Below are 19,981 nucleotides of genomic sequence, written 5' to 3'. Positions count from 1 at the left end.
TCCTTGTCTTAAAAAGAGGGAGAGGGCAGGTCACGCAATACGGCCAGCACGGCATCCATCTCGCCCTGATAGCCGATGGTGACGCGAATGCTGTTGTCCAGGCCCGGCTTGCTGGAGAAATCCCGCAAGATGATGCCGGCGGCCTTCATGGCGGCAAAGATGGCGGCGCCATCCACAAAGCGCACCAGTACGAAGTTGCCCTTGTCCTCGAACACTTCCTTCACGCTGGGCAGGGTTGCCAGCGCGGCCTTGAAGGCGGCTTTTTGCTTGTTGAGCTCCACCACTCGCTCCTGCATCAGTTCCAGTCCCATGGGGGAGAGGGCCTGCGCCGCGATCTGGGCGATGGGCTCGGGGATGGGATAGGGAGCGATCACCTTGGCCAGCATGGCGATCACCTCGGGACCGGCCAGAGTAAAGCCGCAGCGGATCCCCGCCAGGGCAAAGGCCTTGGAGAGGGTGCGGGTCACCACCAGATTGGGGAAGCGGGTCAGCAGGTCTGCCACGGATGCCTCTGGGCAGAACTCGATATAGGCCTCGTCTACCACCACGATGGCGCGATCCCGGGCTTTTTCCAGCAGGGCGATGAGACCGTCGCGGCCCACTAGATCCCCGGTGGGGTTGTTGGGGGAGCAGAGGAACACCAGTTTCACGTCGGACAGGCGATCGGCAATGGCGGGCCAGTCTGGCTGGCGGCTGGCGGTCAGCGGCTGCTCGACGATGCCGACGCCACAGGTTTCGGCGCTGATTGCGTACATGCCGTAAGTGGGCGGGCAGATCAGGATCTGATCTTCACCCGCTTCGCAGAAGGTGCGGATCAAGAGCTCGATGGCCTCGTCGGCACCGCGGCTGACCAGCACCTGATCGGGATTGACCCCGGCGTAGGCGGCATAACCGTTCACCACCTCGGCCGGCTGGCACTCGGGGTAGCGGTTGAGACGGCTGCCCTCGATGGTGAAGGGATAGGCCTGCGGCGCCTCGTTGGCGTTGAGCCAGACGTGGCCCTTGCCGCCGATGCGGCGAGCGGATTGATAGGGGGTGAGGGCCCGCACCACGCGGCGCGCCAGGTTGGCAATGCTCATGACAAATCCTTCTGCTGTGCTGTTAGTTGGGGCGCGGCGGCCAGGGCGTTCAACCTGAGGGTGACGGCATTCTTGTGGCCATCGAGCCCTTCGGCCTCTGCGATGCGCTCGACGATGGGGCCAAGGCCGCGAATACCTTCGGCGCTCAGCTCCTGCACCGTGTAGCGGCGCTGATAATCGGCGAGGCCCAGGCTCGAGCAGGTGCGGGCATAGCCATAAGTGGGCAGGGTGTGGTTGGTACCGCTGGCGTAATCGCCGACCGACTCCGGCGTCCATGCCCCGAGGAAGATGGAGCCGGCATTCTCAAGCTGATCCAGTAGATCACGGGGAGCGCGGGTCTGCACGATCAGGTGCTCCGGTGCGTAGGCGTTGGAGATAGCGCAGGCTGCTGCCAGATCGTCACAGAGGATCACCAGACTGCTGCCGAGCGCCTGCGCGGCGATATCGCGCCGAGTCAGCTTGGCCAGCTGGCGTTTGATCTCGCCGTTGATGGCGTCGGCCAGCAGCGGCGAGGTGGTGACCAGCACTACCTGGCTGTCGGGGCCGTGCTCGGCCTGGGAGAGCAGATCCGCCGCCACGAAGGCGGGGTTGGCGCTCTCGTCGGCGATCACCAGCACCTCGGAGGGGCCGGCGGGCATATCGATGGCGGCGCCGCGCCAGTCGCGTGACACCTGGCCCTTTGCTTCGGTCACATAGGCGTTGCCCGGGCCGAAGATCTTGTCCACTTTGGGAATGGTCTCGGTGCCATAGGCCATGGCGGCGATGGCCTGGGCGCCGCCGATGGCGAACACCTTCTCGACCCCGCAGGCGCGGGCGGCGAACAGGATCTCGTCGCTGGCGGGGGACGGGGTGCAGAGCAGCACTTCACGGCAACCGGCCAAGCGGGCCGGAATGGCCAGCATCATCACGGTGGAGGGGAGCGGTGCGCTGCCCCCGGGTACGTAGAGGCCGACCCGGCTGATGGGCTGGGTGCGGAGCTCGCACACCACCCCGGGCTGAGTCTCCACCCGCACCACGGGTTGCACTTGGGCGGCGTGGAAGGTGCGAATGTTGGCGATGGCCGCCTCGATGGCGCCCTTGATGTCGTCATCGAGGCGCTCGCAGGCAGCCTCGATTTCGGCATCGCTCACTTGCAGTTGCTGGCGCGGAGCGCGCTCGAAGCGCTGGCTCAGCTCGCGCAGGGCCTCGTCGCCCCGGCTGCGCACCGCAGCGATGATCTCCCGTACCACGGCGCCGATGTCGGCTTCGTCACTCAGGGCCGGCCTGGTCAGCACGTCGGCCTGCTGGGCGGGGGAGAGGGTCTTCCAGATCAGGGTCTGCATGATGTCCCTTCCTTATTCCATCATTTTTTCGATGGGCAGCACCAGAATGGAGCTGGCACCCAGCGCCTTGAGCTGTTCCATGGTCTCCCAGAACAGGGTCTCGCTGGAGACGACGTGCAGCGCCACCTGGTTGGTCTCGCCCGCCAGCTGCATGATGGTGGGACGTTCGGCGCCCGGCAGCAAATCGGTGATGGCATCGAGCTTGTCCTTGGGCGCGTGCAGCATGATGTACTTGCTCTCGCGCGCCTGCTGCATCCCCTGAATGCGGGGCAGCAGGGTGTCGATGATCTTCTGCTTGGCATCGGACAAGGGGTTGGGCGCCTGTACCAGTACCGCCTTGGAGCGGTAGATCACTTCCACCTCTTTGAGGCCGTTGGCCTCAAGAGTCGCGCCGGTGGAGACCAGATCGCAGATGGCATCGGCCAGGCCCGCGCGGGGTGCTACTTCTACCGAGCCGCCCAGCATCACGCTCTTGAAACCGAGCCCTTTTTCGTCGAAGAAGCGCTTGAGCAGCCCCGGGTAGGAGGTGGCGATGCGCTTGCCGGCGAGGCTCTGTGGCCCGGTGTAGGTGACGTCGTCCGGTACCGCCAGGGAGAGGCGGCAGCCGCCGAAGTCGAGCTGCTTGAGGGTCTTGACCGCAAAGGGCTGGCCCTGGGAAGCGCGGATGAGCTGCACCTCTTCCAGCACGTTCTCGCCGATGATGCCAAGGTCGACCACCCCTTCCATCACCAGCCCCGGGATGTCGTCATCACGGACCCGCAGGATGTCGATGGGCATGTTCTCGACATGGGCGATGAGGCGCTGTTCGCGCAGGTTGATCTTGAGGCCGCAGCTCTTGAACAGGGCCTGGGAGTCTTGGCTCAGGCGACCGGATTTTTGCATGGCGATGCGCAGACGTTGTGTTTCCATTGCTCGATTTCCTTCTAGTCAAAAACGAAAAAGCCCTCGGAAGTCAGTGCTTCCGAGGGCTTATGAATCTTGCGGTCCTTTTGGAAGTCACCAGTTAAGTGTCTTCCAGCAGTCAACCTCCTGAAAGACTATTCGGGATGATGATGGTGGTGAGTCTTCAGGCTGGTGAACTGCATGTAATCAATCCTTTACAAATAAGATGTCGTAGTTGACGCCCGATTTAAACTACCTGCCTTGACGGAAAAAGCAACCTGAAAATGTGATTTGGTCGATTAAAGTTGAGAAAACGGTTTTCTGGTCGATAACTAGACAAGGTGAGCCAGAGGAGGCGACATCATGCCCAGTCAGGACCTGTTATTCCCCATTCTGCCCCGGGCACCGGCCGCCCCGAGCAGTGACGACATCAAGCGGGAAGTGACCCAGATCAGCCAGAAGCATCAGCTGCGCAAGACCAGCACCGACAACGGTGACTCCCAGCAGCGCCAGCAGCCCTATCCATCGGCCAAGCGTGATCAGCCAGCACCTGAAGAGGATGATCACAAACCGGATCCCGATCACCAGATCGATCTCTTCGTCTAGGCGCAGAATCAGTCCCGCTTTTGCCACACTTTTGGCATAATGCCCCCTTTTGCTGCGGGACGCCCTTTTGACCATCCAGACCCTGTTCAAGCCAGACGGCCCTCTGGCCAGCCATATCGACGGCTTCAAAGCCCGTGCCCCGCAACTGGAGATGGCCGAGGCGGTGGCGCGTGCCATCAAGGAGCATGGTCGCTTGCTGGTGGAGGCGGGCACCGGCACCGGCAAAACTTACGCCTACCTGGTGCCGGCGCTGGAATCCGGCAAACGGGTGGTGATCAGCACCGGCTCAAAGAACCTGCAGGAGCAGCTTTTCTACCGGGATCTCCCTACCATCACGGGGGCGCTCTCCTATACCCCGCCGGTGGCCCTGCTCAAGGGGCGCAGCAACTATCTGTGCATCGAGCGGATGAACCGGCTGCTCAGCGAATCCCACCTGCAAAAACCGGAAGTACTCAATGACCTGGTCAAGGTGAAGTCCTGGTCCACCGCCACCGACAACGGCGACGTGGGGGATATTCCGGGGCTGCAGGAGAACGCCGAGATCCTCGCGCACGTCACCAGCACCAATGAAAACTGCCTCGGTCGCGACTGTCCCTATTACGACGACTGCCATCTGGTGGTGGCTCGCCGCCGTGCCATGGATGCCCAGGTGGTGGTGATCAACCACCACCTCTTCTTCGCCGACATGGCGGTGAAAGACACGGGATTTGGCGAGCTGGTGCCCGAAGCGCAGGTCTACGTGTTTGACGAAGCGCACCAGTTGCCCGAGATCGCCACCAACTACTTCGGCAAATCGGTGGGCAGCCGCACCATTCTGGATCTGGCGCAAGATATCCAGCTCGCCTATCGGGCCGAGGCCCACGACATGGCCCAGCTCGGCAAGGCGGCCGACCGGCTCGCCATTGCCAGCCAGGATCTGCGGCTTGCCTTCGGGGTGGACGGTGGGCGCGGCAATACCCGTGACATGTTGCGCCAGCCGCTCTGGGGCCAGGCGCTGGCCCGCCTCAACGATGCCCTCGGACTCTGTTACGAGGTGTTGAAACTGGCGCTCGGGCGCGGCGAGCAGCTGGATCACTGTTTCGAGCGGATCAGTGAGCTGCGCACTCGGTTGGGAGAGGTATTGGCCATCAACCAGACCGGTTTCTCTTACTGGTACGACTGCTCGCGGCTGCACTTTACCCTCAACCTCACACCGCTGTCGGTGGCCGAGCGCTTTGGCGCCGAGGTGCTGCGCCCCGAGGTCGCCTGGGTGTTTACCTCGGCCACCCTGACGGTAGACATGCGCTTTGATCACTTCAAAGCCGAGCTGGGACTGGCCGGCAGTGCCGAGCTTATTCTCGACAGCCCGTTCGACTATAGCGAGCAGGCGCGGCTGTGCGTGCCGCGCTTTCTGCCTGAGCCCAATGCCTTTGGCCGTGGCGAGCAGCTGGCCAATTTGATGATCCCGCTCATCAACAAGACGCCGGGGGGCTGTTTCTTTCTCTGTACCAGCCATCAGGTGATGCGCCAGGTGGCCGAGGTGCTGCGCCGGGAGATCGGCCGTACCGTCCTGTTGCAGGGAGAGGACAACAAGCAGCGGCTGCTCAAGGAGTTCGTTGAGAATGGCCGCGCCGTGCTGGTGGCGACCAGCAGCTTCTGGGAGGGGATCGACGTGCGGGGAGCGGCGCTCTCCTGTGTTATCATCGACAAGCTGCCGTTTGCCAGTCCCGATGATCCGCAGCTTAAAGCGCGAGTGGATGACTGCAAGCTCAGGGGCGGCGATCCCTTCGCCGATATCCAGCTGCCGAAGGCGGTGATCGCCTTGAAACAGGGGGTAGGGCGGCTCATCCGTGACCGCGGTGATCACGGAGTATTGGTCATCTGTGATCCCCGCATGGTCAACAAGCCCTACGGCGCCACCTTTATCAAGAGTCTGCCCGCCATTCCACGGACCCGGGAGCTGGCGATGCTGGGAAATTTCTTCGAGCAGCAGGCGCTCGCCGGGCGGTGATCGCGTTTGCGCTGGCGCGGCCGCCAAGCCTTGCAACATTTTGAAAAACTGCTGGCACCGTCTGCTTGCAGATTATGTAATTGACTGATTTTATAGAGATTGGAAAGCATGAACGAGTTGAAGATCCTGGCCGTTGATACCGCCACCGAAGCCTGCTCCGCCGCCTTGCTGGTGGGGGAGCAGGTGTTCTCCCGCTGGGAGGAGGCGCCGCGGGATCACACCCGCAAGATCCTGCCCATGGTTCAGGCTGTGTTGGACGACGCCGGGATAACCTTGGATGAGCTCGATGCCATCGCTTTTGGTCGTGGTCCCGGCTCCTTTACCGGGGTGCGCATCGGCATCGGTGTGGCGCAGGGCCTGGCCTTTGGGGCCGGCGTGCCACTGATCGGCATCTCCACCCTGGCCGCCATGGCGCAAGGTGCCCATCGTCTGGATGGTGCCGAACAGGTGCTGACCGCCATCGATGCGCGGATGAACGAGGTCTATTTCGGCCGCTATGAGCTGGTCGATGGCCGCATGCAGCTGGTAGGCGACGAGGTGGTGAGCGACCCGGCCGCACTGGTGGAGGCGCGTGGCAAGCAGCCAGGCCGCTTCACCCGGGTGGGTACCGGCTTTGAGACCTATGGTGATGCGCTGTCTACACTGGCCGACGAGCTGGTAGCGAGTCAGGTACGTTTCCCGGCGGCAGAAGACATGCTGCCGCTGGCGCGCAGCGCCTGGCTGGCTGGTGAGGCGGTGGCGGTGGAGCGGGCGACCCCGGTCTATTTGCGTGACAAGGTGACCTGGAAGAAGCTGCCGGGTCGCGAATAAGGGCGGGAGTGGCAGGCATGTCGCTCACGCCGATGGGAACATGCCCCATTGCGGGTGGTTGACAGCCGGTTTCATCCGGCCAGAGGAGCGTGACATGTTGAAGCGTGCAATGGTGATCGGGGCCGCAGGGCTCTTGCTCGGTGCCTGCAGCTCGGTCCCGAAAGAGCTGGCCTATGAGCCCGCCAACCAGCTGGTGGCCTACCAGCCGGCCCTTGCCGGGTTGGAGGGCAAACCGGCCCGCTGGAGCGGGGTCATCTCGGCGGTACACAACAAGGCGGATCAGAGCATCATCGAGGTGGTCTATCTGCCGCTCAAGTCCAACGGGGTGCCGGAGCAGACCGAACAGAGTCCGGGCCGTTTTCTGGCCATCATGCAGGGTTTTGTCGACCCGACCCTCTATGCCAAGGGGCGCAGCCTGACGGTGCTCGGCACCATCGACAAGCCGCTCGACAGCCAGATAGGCGAGCACAAATACCGCTTCTCGGTGCTCAAGGTGACGGGCAGCAAGCTGTGGCCGCCGGTAAAGGAGGTAGAGGTTCGCTATGTGGATCCCTACTTCTACGACCCCTTCTATGATCCCTACTGGCCGAGACGGCCGCTGCGCCGCTAGGACCGGGAGTGAAGACCATGCTGCAGGAGCGCTTCCTGACCCTGGCCGATGGCCGTCGGGTGGCCTTGCTTGAGAGTCAGCCAGTGCCGGGTGAGCAGACCAGCAAACCCTTGCTGGTTGCGCTGCACGGCTGGCTCGACAACAGTGCGAGCTTTGTGCCCCTTGCTCCCTATCTGACCCACTTTCAGCTGGTCTGCATCGATCTGCCGGGGCACGGTCACTCGGATCACAAGAGCACGCCCTATGTCTTCGTCGACTGGCTGGATGATCTCTATCAGATCGCCCAAGCGGCGGGCTGGACGGCATTCACGCTGCTTGGCCACTCCCTCGGGGCCTTGATCGCTTCCGCCTATGCCGGGGTCTTTCCCGAGCAGGTGGAGCGACTCATCCTGCTGGAGGGGCTCGGGCCTCTGAGCCAACCCGACGAGGCGGTGCCGGAGCAACTGCGCCGCGCCATCCTGAATCGCAGTCGCACCCGTGAGCGAGCCTCCCTGGGCTTTGCGTCCATCGATGAAGCGGTGGCGGCGCGCTGCAAGTTGGCCGACATTGGCCCGGATTCGGCACGCCTCATCTGCGAGCGACAACTGGAAGCGCGGGCAGGGCGCTGGCACTGGCGCAGCGATCCCCGTTTGCGGGATCTTTCCCCCATGCGCATGAGCGAAGGGCAGGCCCAGGCGCTGATCCGGGCCATTACCTGTCCTGTGCTGTTTATCGCCGGTGCAGAGGGTTTTGCCAGCCTGCAGGCGCAGTGGCAACAGCGTCATGCCGCATTTGCCCACATAGAGCGGGTCGTTTTGGCGGGAAACCACCATTTTCATATGGAAAATTCGGCAGTGACCGCGGTTTGTATCGAAAAATTTTGTCAAATTCGGTAGAATCGACGGCTTTCAATAATTCCAGGTTTGTCTTCTCCCTCACATTTTTCCGTTGTTAATTTGCTGTTAATTGATGTTGCCCTATGTAAATATGGGCGGCATTAGAGTATGAGCTTAAAACAACTGCTTGAAATGGATGTGAACAGGGACGGAGGCAACACAGTGAGCGCACAGGTGCTAGTTATGCAGGAGAAGTTCGTGGAAAAAGTCTGGCTGAAGCGTTATCCAGAAGGGGTGCCCGCCGAGATCAATCCAGACCAATACAGCTCCCTGGTCGAAATGTTTGAAGAGTCGGTGAACGAATTCGCCGACCAGCCTGCCTTCGTCAACATGGGGCAGACCATTACCTACCGTCGCCTCGAAGAGCAGTCCCGCGCCTTTGCCGCCTACCTGCAAAACGAGCTCAAGCTCAGCCAGGGTGACAGGGTCGCCGTGATGATGCCCAACCTGCTGCAGTACCCCATCGCGGTGTTCGGCATCCTGCGTGCCGGCATGATAGTGGTCAACGTCAACCCGCTCTACACCCCGCGCGAGCTGGAGCATCAGCTCAAGGACTCCGGCGCCAAGGCCATCGTCATCGTCTCCAACTTTGCCCATACCCTGGAAAAAGTGGTCTACGACACCCCGGTCAAGCACGTGATCCTGACCCGCATGGGCGACAACCTGGGCCTGGCCAAGGGCACCCTGGTCAACTTCGTGGTGAAATACGTCAAGAAGCTGGTACCCAAATACAATCTGCCCCACGCCAGCACCATGCGCCAGGCGCTGGCCAAGGGCCGCTATCTGCAGTACATCAAGCCCGAGATCAACAACGACGATCTGGCCTTCCTGCAGTACACCGGCGGCACCACCGGCCTCTCCAAGGGGGCCATGCTGACCCACCGCAACATGATTGCCAACGTGGAGCAGTGCCTCGGCGTCTATGGCCCCATGCTGGAACGTGGCAAGGAGTTTGTGGTCACCGCACTGCCGCTCTACCACGTGTTTGCATTGACCGTGAACTGCCTGCTGTTCATGCGGATCGGCGGTTACAACCTGCTCATCAGCAACCCACGCGACATCCCGGGCTTTGTCAAAGAGATCAGAAAGTATCCCTTTACCTGCATCACCGGGGTCAACACCCTGTTCAATGCGCTGGTCAACAACGGTGAGTTCCAGTCGATGGACTTCTCCCGCCTGAAGCTGACCATCGGTGGCGGCATGGCGGTGCAGCGGGCGGTGGCCGAACAGTGGAAAGGGCTGACCGATACGCCGCTGCTGGAAGGCTATGGCCTGACCGAATGTTCGCCGCTGGTGAGCGTCTGCCCCTATGATCTGCTCGACTACAACGGCTCCATCGGCCTGCCGGTCTGCTCCACCGACATTCGTCTGGTGGATGATGCAGGTCAGGTGATCCACGAGCTTGGCAAACCCGGCGAGATGCAGGTGCGCGGCCCGCAGGTGATGAGCGGTTACTGGCAGCGGCCGGAAGCCACCGCCGAGGTGATGCAGGATGGCTGGCTCTGTACCGGTGACATCGCGGTGTGCGACGAGCAGGGCTTCTTCAAGATCGTCGATCGCAAGAAGGACATGATCCTGGTCTCCGGCTTCAACGTCTATCCGAACGAAATTGAAGACGTGGTGGCGCTGCATCCGAAAGTGCTGGAAGTGGCCGCCGTCGGCGTGCCGCACAAGATCTCCGGCGAGCTGGTGAAGATCTTCGTGGTCAAGAAAGATGCAAAGCTGCAGGAAGACGAGATTATTGCTCACTGCCGCAAACATCTGACTGCCTATAAGGTACCGAAACTGGTAGAATTTCGTGACGAACTTCCCAAGACCAATGTGGGCAAGATCCTGCGCCGCGTGCTGCGCGACGAGGAGATTGCCAAGCAGTAACCGGCGTGGCGCTGCCAAGCAGCCTGCCGTCGTTATGCAAAACCGTGGGTCAGCCCACGGTTTTTTCTTTTGGCCCTGATCAACGCGCAGGCACAGATGCACTATCAACTCATTTCACAGCAAGCCGAACTGGAGCAGTATCTCGCCTCCCTGGCCGACGTTCCCCTGGCCATCGATACTGAATTCGTTCGCACCCGCACCTACTATCCCCAGCTGGGCCTGTTCCAGATCTATGACGGTGAGCATCTGGCACTGCTGGATCCGCTGACGCTGGATCTCTCCTCCCTCTGGCAACGGCTTGGCCGGGCAGGGCAGATCGCCATCTTGCACGCCTCCGGTGAAGATCTGGAGCTGATCCAGCATCAGGCGGGCCATCTGCCCAACCAAATGCACGACACCCAGCTGGCCGCCGCCTTCCTGGGTTACGGGGTATCGGTCGGTTTTGGCGCCCTGGTCAACGAGTTTCTCGCGGTGGAGCTGGAAAAGGATCAGGCCCGCACCGACTGGCTGGCGCGCCCGCTGACTCCCCGTCAGCTCGAGTACGCAGCGGCCGACGTGTTTTATCTGCTGCCACTCTACGAGAAGGTGATGGCCAAGCTGCATGAAAGCGGCAAGTTCGCCTGGTTCGAGCAGGAGTGTCAGAACCACTCCGCCCGCAAGACCCAGACCAGCGATCCCCGCCAGGCCTATCTCGACATCGTCAATGCCTGGCAACTGGGGCGCCGTGAGCTGGCGATCCTGCGTGAACTGGCCGCCTGGCGTCAGCAGGAGGCGGTGCGCCGTGATCTGGCCCTCAACTTCGTGGTCAAAGAGCTGCACCTGTTCAAGGTGGCGGAGCGCAGACCCACCTCCCTGCGCGATCTGAACGAGCTGGGGCTGGCCCCCATCGAGATCAAGATCCACGGCAAGCGGATGCTCGACATCGTGGCCGCGGCCCAGCAGAGCGATCCCGACAGCTGGCCCGAGCCCATTCGTCGGCTGGTGGACTACCCCCAGTACAAGGCCGAGCTCAAGCGCATCAAGGGGATGGTGGAAGAGAAGGCCAAGGCCAGCAACATTCCGCCCGAGCTGGTGGCCAGCAAGAAGATCATTCACCAGTACTTCACCTGGAGCTGGCGCATGAGCGATGAAGAGCGCGCCCGGGCCGACAAGCCGATGCTGCTGCAAGGCTGGCGCCATGAACTGGTTGGCCATTTGCTGGCACAGTGATCACAAGATAAAAAAGGGGCCCTTGGGGCCCCTTTTTTTGCCGGTGTTACTGCAGCGGATAGCGGTAGCGAGCCAGGATCTGCCCGTACTCCGGGCTTTGCAGCAGGGTCCGGATCGCCTCATCAAGCCGTTGCAACTGCTGCGGCGTGGTGGTGCGACGACTCAACATCAGGTGGACCGGGGTCTGCTGGATGTCGAGCAGGGTGGTCAGCTGATCGAGGGGGAGCCCGGCCAGATTGAGCTGCTGCAATCCCATGGGGTCCATGACAACCCCCTGGATCCGGCCAGCCAGCAGCAGCTTGATCAGCGGCTCCATTTTGAGCCTTACCAGCAGTCGCTGCTGCATCTGGGGTGACTGCATGAAGGTGCGAAAATCGGTGCCGTAATCAAAATCACGCAGCAAGCCGATGGTGAAGTCCGGTCGGGAGAGCAAGTCGGAGAGCTGGGTTATCTCCTGCCAGCGCCCCTTGTCCTGACGGCGGATGAGCAGCACTGTCTCTTCATTGCGATAGGGCAGGGTAAAGCGGGCATACAGGTCGCGCTCGGCGGTCTGGTTGGCGGACATGGTCAGTTGGATGGTGCCGAATTCCAGCTCGCGCAGCACGCGGGCCCAGGGCATCTCGCTGTAGTTGGCGTGAAACCCAGCCCGGTTGAAGATGGCTTCCAGCAGGTCGATATCCAGCCCCTGCAGTTGCTGCTGTTCGTCGCGAAAGCTGAACGGGTGCCAGCTTGACCAGCCTACCAGCAACGACTCTTGCGCCCAGGCGGAGCAGCACAAACACCATAACAACAAGACTCTGTACACGGAGATGTCCCTGTTCAGCGTGGTTGTTGTTGATTATTGAATAGAAATGTCGGGCTGACCAGCCCGTAGGAGAGGATGCACGGACGTGCATCCCTCAGAGTTCGTGGGCGTGGAATCCCTTGCGATAGCGGGCTTCGCAGTGTGGGCAGCGTTGCAGGGTCGGGTCCTGTTCCAGCTGTTCGATGGCCAGCGGCTCCTCGCAGTCGGAACAGAGGCCATAGAGGCCCAGATCCATCTGACAGAGGGCGGCATCGATGCGCTTGAGGCGAGCCACGCTCTGCTCCACCTTGGGCAAATCGAGGCGGCTGGTCAGATCAACCAGTTGATCCCGCTCGCAGTGATCCACCTTCTCTGCCCACTCGTCACGCCGACAGGCTTTGAGCTGACCGATCAGCTCTTCTCTTACTTGCGCCCAGTCAGTCAGCAGGCGATCACGCCACACGGCCAACTGAGCTTGCGTCATTTCACACACACTAGCCCCCAACAGACGAATTACGAATCTGGGGCAGTATAGGGAAGCGACAGGATTATCAAGATGATATGCGTCAAGTAAAGGACGGTTAGATCACAGTTTTCGACGCCTGCAGCAAGGCATCCCGGATGGGATGGGTCTCCTTGAGTACCCGTATTTCCCCAAACAGCCGATCCGCCTCGGGATACTCCCGCTTGAGATAGCTGAACCACTGCTTGATCCGGCTCGGGTAGTAGTCCGCCTTCTCGCTCGCCAAGTCCTGCTCGGTGTAGCTCACCATCAGCTGCAGCACCTCGGCCCAGCTCATGTGGGCACAGCCGGTCTTCATCACGTTGGCCAGATTGGGCAGAGAGATGGCGCCGCGGCCTACCATCAGGGTGTCGCAGCCGGAGACTTGGGCGCAGGCGAGGGCATCCGCATGATCCCAGATCTCGCCGTTGGCGGTGACGGGAATGGGCAGGGCACGGCGAATGGCGTCCACATACTCCCAGTGGGCCGGCGCCTTGTAGCCTTCGCGCTTGGTGCGGGCGTGCACGGCCAGCTCGTTGGCGCCGCCTTGATGAACGGCATGAGCGTTTTCCAGATAGAGCTCCTTGTCATCGTAGCCGAGGCGGATCTTGGCACTCACCGGCAGATGAGCAGGCACCGCTCCGCGCACCGCCTTGACGATGCGATAGATGGTGTCGGGCTCTTTGAGCAGCACGGCGCCCCCCTTGCTCTTGTTGACCGTGGGGGCAGGGCAGCCGAAGTTGAGATCGACACCAGGGGAGCCGAGTTCGATGGCCCGCAGCGCGTTTTCGGCCAGCCATTCGGGGTGCTGGCCCAGCAGTTGTACCCGCACCGGGGTGCCGGCCCGGGTCTTGCCGTCCTGTTTGAGCTCGGGGCAGAGGCGATGGAACACCTTGGCCGGCAGCAGCTGATCGACCACCCGGATGAATTCGCTGACGCAGAGGTCGTAATCGTTGACGGAGGTGAGCACCTCCCGCATCAAGTGATCCAGCACCCCCTGCATGGGGGCCAAAATAACGCGCATAACCGGTTCCGAAGGGCAAACAGAGAAAAAAGAGCGCAGATTGTAGTGGTAACGGGGCAGGTTGTCAGCCGTCATGCCACGGGAATGGGCAGGTTCAGGCCATGACTGGTGTGCAAGCAGCGCAATTCAGGGCATCAATTGCCGTGATAATGGGAATCGTTGTCAACATGGGGACGGATCCTGTTAGGATGACTCAAGGGCATGCAAGAGGGGCTGCGATGAAACGTTGGTGTTTGATGGGGTTGGGCTGGCTGGCATTCGTGACCGGCATCATCGGCATCGTGCTGCCCCTGTTGCCGACCACGCCCTTCATGCTGCTGGCGGCGGCCCTGTTTGCCCGCTCGTCCCCTCGCTTTCATCGCTGGCTGCTGGCGCACCCCTGGTTCGGGCCGCCCATTGCCGACTGGCAGCAGTATCGCGGCATTCGCCGCCATGCGCGGCGGCGTGCCATCCTCTTCATTCTGCTCTCCTTCTCGGTGTCGCTGGCGGTGGTCCCCCTGCTGTGGGTCAGGCTGCTGCTCATTGCCATAATGGTGATCCTGCTCACCTGGTTAATGCGTCTGCCGGTGCTGGAGCCAGTTGCAATGGAGAAGTGAAGTCCCTAAGCTATTGCGGCAATAATGCTATGGAGTCGGCCTGTCATTTTTGCGTGACGGGCCTTTTTATTTCCCGCTGGCGGGAAGCTGAGAGAAACGACCATCTGCGTCGAAAAACAAACGGTCAAACCATGAATCCGGAAACCCTGAAATTTATCGAAGCGAGCATCAAGACCATTCCCGACTATCCGAAGCCGGGCATCCTGTTTCGCGACATCACCAGCCTGATCGAGAATGCCGATGCCTTCAAGGCCACCATCGATCTGCTGGCCAATCACTATCGTGATCAAGGGATCACCAAGATTGTCGGTACCGAAGCGCGCGGCTTCATCTTCGGCGCGCCGGTAGCCTACGCCATGGGTCTGGGCTTCGTGCCGGTTCGCAAGCCGGGCAAGCTGCCCCGCGCCGTCATCGAAGAGTCCTATGCCCTCGAATACGGCACCGACACCCTGCAACTGCACACCGACGCCATCGTGCCCGGTGACAAGGTGCTGGTCGTGGACGATCTGCTGGCCACCGGCGGCACCGTCGATGCTACCGTCAAGCTCATTCGCCGCGCTGGCGGTGAAGTGGTTGATGCCGCCTTCATCATCTCCCTGCCGTCCCTCGGTGGTGATGCCCGCCTGACTGCCGCCGGCGTCAAGGTGGTTTCTCTGGTCGAACTGCCGGGCGAATAAGCCTTCAGTCTCACCAAGCAGGCAGGTCTCGTCAGCCTTGCCTGCGTCCAGACCGGTGCCCGTACGGGCATCGGTTTGAAATTCAAGCGATCCCTCCCGCCCTGGCCGATAGCCGATACAGCCCGCCCCGCATTTGTGTTAGCATCCAGCCTCAATGCCTTGTCATCCCTGCATCGAGATCTATGAGCTATCAGGTTCTGGCGCGTAAATGGCGCCCCCATACGTTTGAACAAGTGGTAGGCCAGCATCATGTGCTGACCGCCTTGACCAACGCCCTGGATCAGGGACGGCTGCATCACGCCTATCTGCTGAGCGGCACCCGCGGGGTCGGCAAGACCACCATCGCCCGCATCCTGGCCAAGAGCCTCAACTGCGAGCAGGGGATCAGCAGCCACCCGTGCGGGGTGTGCGACACCTGCCGCGAGATCGATCAGGGCAACTTCGTCGACCTGCTGGAGATTGATGCGGCGTCGCGCACCAAGGTGGAAGATACCCGCGAACTGCTCGACAACGTGCAGTACCGACCGGCCCGTGGCCGCTTCAAGGTCTATCTCATCGACGAAGTGCACATGTTGTCGCGCCACAGCTTCAACGCGCTGCTGAAAACCCTGGAAGAGCCGCCCCCCTATGTGAAGTTCCTGCTGGCCACCACGGATCCGCAGAAGCTGCCGATCACCATCCTCTCGCGCTGCCTGCAGTTTCATCTGAAGAGTCTGGATCAGACCCAGATCGCCAAGCAGCTCGAATGGGTGCTGGATCAGGAGGGGCAACCCTTTGAACCGCGCGCCCTGTTGGCGCTGGCCAAGGCGGCCGACGGCAGCATGCGCGATGCCCTGAGTCTGACCGATCAGGCGCTGGCTCACGGCAATGGCAGCGTGCGCCTCGATAGCGTGCTGGCCATGCTGGGTACGCTCGATCATCGCCATCTGCACCAGCTGCTGGAGGCGGTGCTGCGCCAGGATGCACCGGCCACCATGGCCAAGATCACCGAAATTGCCACCCTGGGCCCCGACTTTGATCAGCTGCACGCCGAGCTGGAAGGCTTGCTCCATCGCATCGCCATGGCGCAGCTGCTGCCGGCGACTGTGCAGGAGCAGGGGGCGGACGCCGATGCCCTGCTGCAGCTGGCCCAGGCCATGAGCCCGGAAGAGGTGCAACTCTGCTATCAAATCGTGCTGGGCGGCCGTAAAGACTTGCCTTGGGCACCGGATGGCCGCACCGCGCTGGAGATGACCTGCCTGCGGATGCTGGCCTTCTCGCCCCGGCGTGAAGTACTGCACCCCGCCAGCCTGACGGCGCTACCCCCCGCCATGGGAGGGTTGGCGACAGAGGCGAGAAGTGGCGCAGCGGCGCCGGGAAAGCCCCAGGGGGCTGAGCCGGCCCCGGCTGCCAGTGCAGCGCCACAGGCTTCGTCTGCGGTTGCAGCCGCCGCGCCTGCCGCGACTATTGCCCCTGTGGTGATGGCCGAGCCAGCTGCTGTCGAGCCAGCTTTGGAGAGACAGGATAACGGCGCCGAGCTGGATCCGCTGTTTGCCGAGCAGGATGAGTTGCTGCGCGAGGCCGAGCAGATGGGCTACGAGGCGGGGACGTTGCCGGCCGCGTCCGGCGACCTGCCGGCAGAGCCGTCTGTGGCACCCCCTTCAGTGCCTGTCATGGCCGAGTCCAAGCCCGAATCAATCCCGCAGGCCGAGGTGGTGGCCGACGCAGAGGCCGTTCCCTCGACGGTCTCCAGCATGCAAAGCCTGCTTGGCAAGCGCAATCTGCTGCGCAGTCGTCTGCGCAGCGAACCGTCGGCGGCGACCACCTCTGTGCGCACGGCCCCCGCCAAACCAGCAACGGTGATGCAACCTGCCGCCGCCACGCCAGCCCCGGCTTTCGAGCCGCAACCGGCGCGGGTTGATGGGCAAGGGCAGGCGTCTGCCCGGCCAGCCCCGCAGACGGGGTATGACGACTTGCCGCCGCTCGATGCCTATGAAGAGAGCGGCAGCGACTACGAAGAGTATTTGAGCCAAGGTTTCAGCGATGCGTTTGCCAGCGCACCTCTGCCGGAGCGGACTGCCGAGGCTTTGTCGCCGGCGCCTGTTCCCGCGGCCGTGGCACGTCCTCAGTCAGACGATCTACCGCCCTGGGATCTGGACGGTAGTGCATCTCGGCAGGTTAGCGCTGCGCCTGTTGCGGCTCCTGTGACGGTCCCTCGCGAGGTCGTTGCCAGCGAGCCGGTGCCTGCGGTCTCGGTGATGGAGACCATCGACTGGGACGAGCTGGAGGGTGACAACCAGCCGCAAGCGGGAGAAGTGGCGGCCAGATTGATCCCGTCCTCCCTGCTGAACAGCTGTGGCGATCCCTGGGCCGAGCTGATTGCCCGCACCGGTGTCGGTGGTCGGCTGCGTCAGCTGGCCATCAACTCGGTCATGAGCCAGCAGGGGGACAAGGTGCTGTTGACCCTCAAACCGGAGCAGCGCCATCTGATTAGCGACAGGGCGCGCGCCGATCTGGCCGAGATCATCGGCCCCGAGCTGGGGCAACCGGTGCAGGTGGAGGTCACGCTGGGCAACGTGCCTAAGCAGGAAACGCCGCTGGAAATAGAGCACCGCCTCTATCTCGGGGTGCGTGAGCAGGTCACCCGGGATCTGGAGCAGGATCCCAACGTGCAATTTTTGCAGCAGCGATTTGGCGCCGTGCTTCACCACGACAGCATAGAGCCGCTGAGTCGCTGACAAACACCATGCCGGGCCTGGTGCCCGGTTGAAAAATGGTTTGGCTGTCCCCACTTAGGACGGGTAAACCCACGGCCCGGCGCTGGATGCCGGATTTCAAGACGAGAGACGACATATGTTTGGTAAAGGTGGAATGGGGAACCTGATGAAACAGGCCCAACAGATGCAAGAGCGCATGCAGAAGATGCAAGAGCAGCTTGCCCAGATGGAAGTGGTTGGTGAAGCCGGCGCTGGCATGGTCAAGGTCACCATGGCCGGCAGCCACAGCGTGCGCCGCATCGAGATCGACCCGAGCCTGATGGAAGATGACAAAGAGATGCTGGAAGATCTGGTGGCCGCAGCCGTCAACGATGCCGTGCGTCGCGTGGAAGAGCAGAACAAGAGCAAGATGGGCGAACTGACTGGCGGCATGCAACTGCCCCCCGGCTTCAAGATGCCGTTCTAAGCTCGGCCTGGCAGAGCGCGCCGTACCGCGTTTCTTGCGGATGACGGCGTGACCAGACAACACAGCGGATACAGAGATGTATCCGCTGTGTTTTTTTATCCGTTTTGCAAGGCGATAGCCGGTCTGGTTTGGTCGTCTGCTGGCGCGCAACTGTGAAGTGCTACCCCAGCTATGCAGGAGGGTACTCTCAAGGAAGGCAGCGTCCCTTCACCCAATAGATGGCTCGGGCATCCTTGTCCACCCTGGGGTGGCCTGTCGCCAGCAGCCGGTAAGGCTGCTCTGCCAGCAGTTGGGCCAGCTGAAAATGCGGGTCATCCTGGTTGATGAGCAGGCTGGTATAGACAGGGTCCTGGCAGGTCAAAATAGCATTGAGGCGGGCCTTGTCGACATTGGTTATTTGCCAGTTTCCATATACCGAGAATAATCCGCGTTCGGTTTCACCAAATTGCCAGCCGGCAATATTGGTGCGTTGTTTTATCGGTATTTTAAACAAGAAGTGCTGGGTGTCATCTTTCATATTCTTGGCAGCATCAATGGCGGGGTAGGCCAGAATAAACGTCAGCATAAACATAATACCGGCTGCGCTGGCCAGCAAGGTTGCGCCGTGTATTTCGCGCCAGCGCCACAACTGTTCTACCGCAAAGATAAGCAATATGGCCGCAAATACATGCCGCCAACCCAGCGTACTGATGACCCTGAGCACGTTATCGGGTATTTCCAGCGGCAACAGCGGCAGATAAAAGGGGGTCATCAGCAGCGCCAGTGCAAACAGGAACATGAACAAGGTCCAGCCACGGCCATAACCATTGAGCCAGCGAGGCCAGCAGACGCTCAGTTGGCCGATCATCAGGGCAAAGACCGGCATCAGTGGAAAGAGGTAGAGAGTCCGCTTGGTGGAGGCGATGCTGAGCAGCAGCAGGGTGCCCAGCGCCCAGCTCAGCAGAAACAGGCGGGAGGCACTCCACTGCTTCTGCCTGAGGGTCTGCCAGCACCAGAGCAGCACCAGGGGCAGCCAGGGCAGGGTGTATTCGGCCAGCCCGCCAAGATAAAAGAGGTATTCGCCGGGCTTGATGTGACCGAGTTCGGCCGAGCTGCCCGTCAACCTGCCCACCTGATTTTGCCAGAACCACTGCTGCCAGAGCGACTCCCCCTCGGGATGCTGCCACAGGGCCAGCAGCCAGCCGGCGATGGGGGCGACAAACAGGAGGGTCATGCCGAGGTGTTGCATCACGAAGCGGCCTCCCTCCTGGTGTGCAAGATGGCGTTTGAGTGCCGGCAAAAACAGCGCCAGCCAGCCGAAGAAGAGGGTGATGGGGCCGATGGGGCCCTTGACCAGAAAGCAGAGGGAGAGCCCAAGCCCCGCACACCAGAGCATGTGCTGGCGATCCGCCAGATACCATTCGGCAAATGCCCACATGGTGAAGGCGACGAAAAAGGCGAGGCTGGTATCGACCCGGATCCAGTGGCTGTTCATGATGAAGCCCTCCATGGTACCCAGAGCGATCACCGACCAGAGGGCGGCAGTGCTGGAACCCAGTACCCGCCTGGCCAGCAGGCCGGTGAACAGCAGGGTTGCCATGGCCCACAGAGCCCCCACCAGACGCAGCGCCACCGTGATGCCGAGGTTGTCGTGCAGCAGGGCAAGAAAGGGAATGGTGAGGATGTAATAGAGGGGCGGCTTTTCGATGAAGCTGCTGCCACCCAGCGTCGGGATGGCCAGTTCACGGCTGGTGAACATCTCCCAGGCGATGGCTGCCTCGCGAGGCTCGTCGGGCGTCCACAACTGGTGCCCAAACTGACCCATCAGGGTGATGGCCAACACCATCAGCAATAATCCGTACAGATGCGTATTCGGGGCTGTGCTAGTGGGCTGCATGAGGTCCTCTCGGCAGGCAAGGCTGCGCTTTGATAACGAACGGACTGACATCCGTGGTCTGAGAATGGGTCATGGTAATATCCATATTGATAAAGGCTCACC

General features: G+C 61.7%; 18 protein-coding genes and 1 other annotated feature. Of the genes, 11 read left to right on the top strand and 7 right to left on the bottom strand.

Going from position 1 to position 19,981, the window contains the following annotated elements; translation table 11 throughout:
• Positions 1-8: 8 nt before the first annotated feature.
• Genes hisC through hisG form a run of 3 tightly spaced genes read right to left on the bottom strand, consistent with a single transcriptional unit; the run spans position 9 to position 3,310 of the window.
• On the bottom strand, positions 9-1,079 hold the full coding sequence (gene hisC / locus OKC29_RS02780; RefSeq protein WP_073350364.1) for a histidinol-phosphate transaminase: 1,071 nt from the start codon (positions 1,077-1,079) through the stop codon (positions 9-11).
• The gene (hisD, locus tag OKC29_RS02775; protein WP_073350362.1) at positions 1,076-2,401 is read right to left on the bottom strand and encodes a histidinol dehydrogenase; all 1,326 of its coding nucleotides are present in this window, start codon (positions 2,399-2,401) and stop codon (positions 1,076-1,078) included. The genes hisC and hisD overlap by 4 nt, the downstream gene beginning before the upstream one ends.
• A gap of 12 nt (positions 2,402-2,413) precedes the next feature.
• Positions 2,414-3,310, bottom strand: a complete 897-nt coding sequence (gene hisG, locus OKC29_RS02770; protein ID WP_017408376.1) for an ATP phosphoribosyltransferase — start codon at positions 3,308-3,310, stop codon at positions 2,414-2,416.
• Positions 3,311-3,334: 24 nt separating this feature from the next.
• Positions 3,335-3,463: a sequence feature (His leader region), on the bottom strand.
• 183 nt (positions 3,464-3,646) lie between these two features.
• Here hisG and OKC29_RS02765 point away from each other — a divergent pair.
• The 7 genes from OKC29_RS02765 to rnd all read left to right on the top strand — a co-directional run bounded on the left by OKC29_RS02765 (position 3,647) and on the right by rnd (position 11,258).
• Complete coding sequence (locus tag OKC29_RS02765) at positions 3,647-3,889, top strand: hypothetical protein (RefSeq protein WP_011706055.1); 243 nt, start codon at positions 3,647-3,649, stop codon at positions 3,887-3,889.
• 67 nt (positions 3,890-3,956) lie between these two features.
• Positions 3,957-5,879, top strand: a complete 1,923-nt coding sequence (locus tag OKC29_RS02760) for an ATP-dependent DNA helicase (RefSeq protein WP_073350360.1) — start codon at positions 3,957-3,959, stop codon at positions 5,877-5,879.
• A gap of 108 nt (positions 5,880-5,987) precedes the next feature.
• Positions 5,988-6,689, top strand: coding sequence for a tRNA (adenosine(37)-N6)-threonylcarbamoyltransferase complex dimerization subunit type 1 TsaB (tsaB, locus tag OKC29_RS02755; RefSeq protein WP_162275690.1), 702 nt, complete (start codon positions 5,988-5,990; stop codon positions 6,687-6,689).
• Positions 6,690-6,783: 94 nt separating this feature from the next.
• Entirely contained in the window at positions 6,784-7,299 is a 516-nt protein-coding gene (locus tag OKC29_RS02750) for a Slp family lipoprotein (protein ID WP_073350358.1), read from the top strand.
• A 17-nt stretch (positions 7,300-7,316) separates the two neighbouring features.
• On the top strand, positions 7,317-8,174 hold the full coding sequence (locus OKC29_RS02745; RefSeq protein WP_073350356.1) for an alpha/beta fold hydrolase: 858 nt from the start codon (positions 7,317-7,319) through the stop codon (positions 8,172-8,174).
• Between the two features lie 198 nt (positions 8,175-8,372).
• Positions 8,373-10,049 carry a long-chain-fatty-acid--CoA ligase FadD gene (fadD, locus tag OKC29_RS02740; protein ID WP_073352452.1) on the top strand — a complete coding sequence of 559 codons (1,677 nt, stop codon included), beginning with the start codon at positions 8,373-8,375 and terminating at the stop codon, positions 10,047-10,049.
• Between the two features lie 96 nt (positions 10,050-10,145).
• Positions 10,146-11,258, top strand: a complete 1,113-nt coding sequence (gene rnd, locus OKC29_RS02735; RefSeq protein ID WP_174892443.1) for a ribonuclease D — start codon at positions 10,146-10,148, stop codon at positions 11,256-11,258.
• A 46-nt stretch (positions 11,259-11,304) separates the two neighbouring features.
• Here the strand turns inward: rnd and OKC29_RS02730 are convergent, their stop codons facing one another.
• The 3 genes from OKC29_RS02730 to dusC form a co-directional block, all read right to left on the bottom strand.
• A complete protein-coding gene (locus tag OKC29_RS02730; RefSeq protein ID WP_017408381.1) occupies positions 11,305-12,063 on the bottom strand; it encodes a substrate-binding periplasmic protein in 759 nt (252 codons plus the stop codon).
• A 94-nt stretch (positions 12,064-12,157) separates the two neighbouring features.
• Complete coding sequence (locus tag OKC29_RS02725) at positions 12,158-12,526, bottom strand: TraR/DksA family transcriptional regulator (RefSeq protein ID WP_073350354.1); 369 nt, start codon at positions 12,524-12,526, stop codon at positions 12,158-12,160.
• A 97-nt stretch (positions 12,527-12,623) separates the two neighbouring features.
• On the bottom strand, positions 12,624-13,568 hold the full coding sequence (gene dusC, locus OKC29_RS02720; protein WP_073350352.1) for a tRNA dihydrouridine(16) synthase DusC: 945 nt from the start codon (positions 13,566-13,568) through the stop codon (positions 12,624-12,626).
• 218 nt (positions 13,569-13,786) lie between these two features.
• On the opposite strand from dusC, the gene OKC29_RS02715 reads away from it, so the two are divergent.
• The 4 genes from OKC29_RS02715 (at position 13,787) to OKC29_RS02700 (ending at position 18,003) form a co-directional block, all read left to right on the top strand.
• Positions 13,787-14,164: a YbaN family protein gene (locus OKC29_RS02715; protein WP_011706066.1), complete on the top strand. Its 378-nt coding sequence runs from the start codon at positions 13,787-13,789 to the stop codon at positions 14,162-14,164.
• Between the two features lie 131 nt (positions 14,165-14,295).
• Complete coding sequence (apt, locus tag OKC29_RS02710) at positions 14,296-14,841, top strand: adenine phosphoribosyltransferase (protein ID WP_016350746.1); 546 nt, start codon at positions 14,296-14,298, stop codon at positions 14,839-14,841.
• A gap of 182 nt (positions 14,842-15,023) precedes the next feature.
• On the top strand, positions 15,024-17,558 hold the full coding sequence (gene dnaX, locus OKC29_RS02705) for a DNA polymerase III subunit gamma/tau (protein ID WP_073350348.1): 2,535 nt from the start codon (positions 15,024-15,026) through the stop codon (positions 17,556-17,558).
• 115 nt (positions 17,559-17,673) lie between these two features.
• Complete coding sequence (locus tag OKC29_RS02700; protein WP_011706069.1) at positions 17,674-18,003, top strand: YbaB/EbfC family nucleoid-associated protein; 330 nt, start codon at positions 17,674-17,676, stop codon at positions 18,001-18,003.
• Between the two features lie 187 nt (positions 18,004-18,190).
• On the opposite strand, the gene OKC29_RS02695 is transcribed toward OKC29_RS02700, so the two are convergent.
• On the bottom strand, positions 18,191-19,879 hold the full coding sequence (locus OKC29_RS02695) for an ArnT family glycosyltransferase (RefSeq protein WP_073350346.1): 1,689 nt from the start codon (positions 19,877-19,879) through the stop codon (positions 18,191-18,193).
• Positions 19,880-19,981 lie beyond the last annotated feature (102 nt).

Source organism: Aeromonas sp. QDB34, assembly GCF_027705405.1.
Lineage (GTDB): Bacteria > Pseudomonadota > Gammaproteobacteria > Enterobacterales > Aeromonadaceae > Aeromonas > Aeromonas hydrophila.
This window is presented reverse-complemented; position numbering and strand designations above follow the sequence as displayed.

Coding starts and splice junctions, on each gene's coding strand:
- rnd (WP_174892443.1), top strand. CDS start 10,146: ATGCACTATCAACTCATTTCACAGCAAGCCGAACTGGAGCAGTATCTC.
- OKC29_RS02750 (WP_073350358.1), top strand. CDS start 6,784: ATGTTGAAGCGTGCAATGGTGATCGGGGCCGCAGGGCTCTTGCTCGGT.
- OKC29_RS02765 (WP_011706055.1), top strand. CDS start 3,647: ATGCCCAGTCAGGACCTGTTATTCCCCATTCTGCCCCGGGCACCGGCC.
- apt (WP_016350746.1), top strand. CDS start 14,296: ATGAATCCGGAAACCCTGAAATTTATCGAAGCGAGCATCAAGACCATT.
- dnaX (WP_073350348.1), top strand. CDS start 15,024: ATGAGCTATCAGGTTCTGGCGCGTAAATGGCGCCCCCATACGTTTGAA.
- dusC (WP_073350352.1), bottom strand. CDS start 13,568: ATGCGCGTTATTTTGGCCCCCATGCAGGGGGTGCTGGATCACTTGATG.
- OKC29_RS02715 (WP_011706066.1), top strand. CDS start 13,787: ATGAAACGTTGGTGTTTGATGGGGTTGGGCTGGCTGGCATTCGTGACC.
- hisG (WP_017408376.1), bottom strand. CDS start 3,310: ATGGAAACACAACGTCTGCGCATCGCCATGCAAAAATCCGGTCGCCTG.
- hisC (WP_073350364.1), bottom strand. CDS start 1,079: ATGAGCATTGCCAACCTGGCGCGCCGCGTGGTGCGGGCCCTCACCCCC.
- tsaB (WP_162275690.1), top strand. CDS start 5,988: ATGAACGAGTTGAAGATCCTGGCCGTTGATACCGCCACCGAAGCCTGC.
- hisD (WP_073350362.1), bottom strand. CDS start 2,401: ATGCAGACCCTGATCTGGAAGACCCTCTCCCCCGCCCAGCAGGCCGAC.
- OKC29_RS02700 (WP_011706069.1), top strand. CDS start 17,674: ATGTTTGGTAAAGGTGGAATGGGGAACCTGATGAAACAGGCCCAACAG.
- OKC29_RS02695 (WP_073350346.1), bottom strand. CDS start 19,879: ATGCAGCCCACTAGCACAGCCCCGAATACGCATCTGTACGGATTATTG.
- OKC29_RS02725 (WP_073350354.1), bottom strand. CDS start 12,526: ATGACGCAAGCTCAGTTGGCCGTGTGGCGTGATCGCCTGCTGACTGAC.
- OKC29_RS02745 (WP_073350356.1), top strand. CDS start 7,317: ATGCTGCAGGAGCGCTTCCTGACCCTGGCCGATGGCCGTCGGGTGGCC.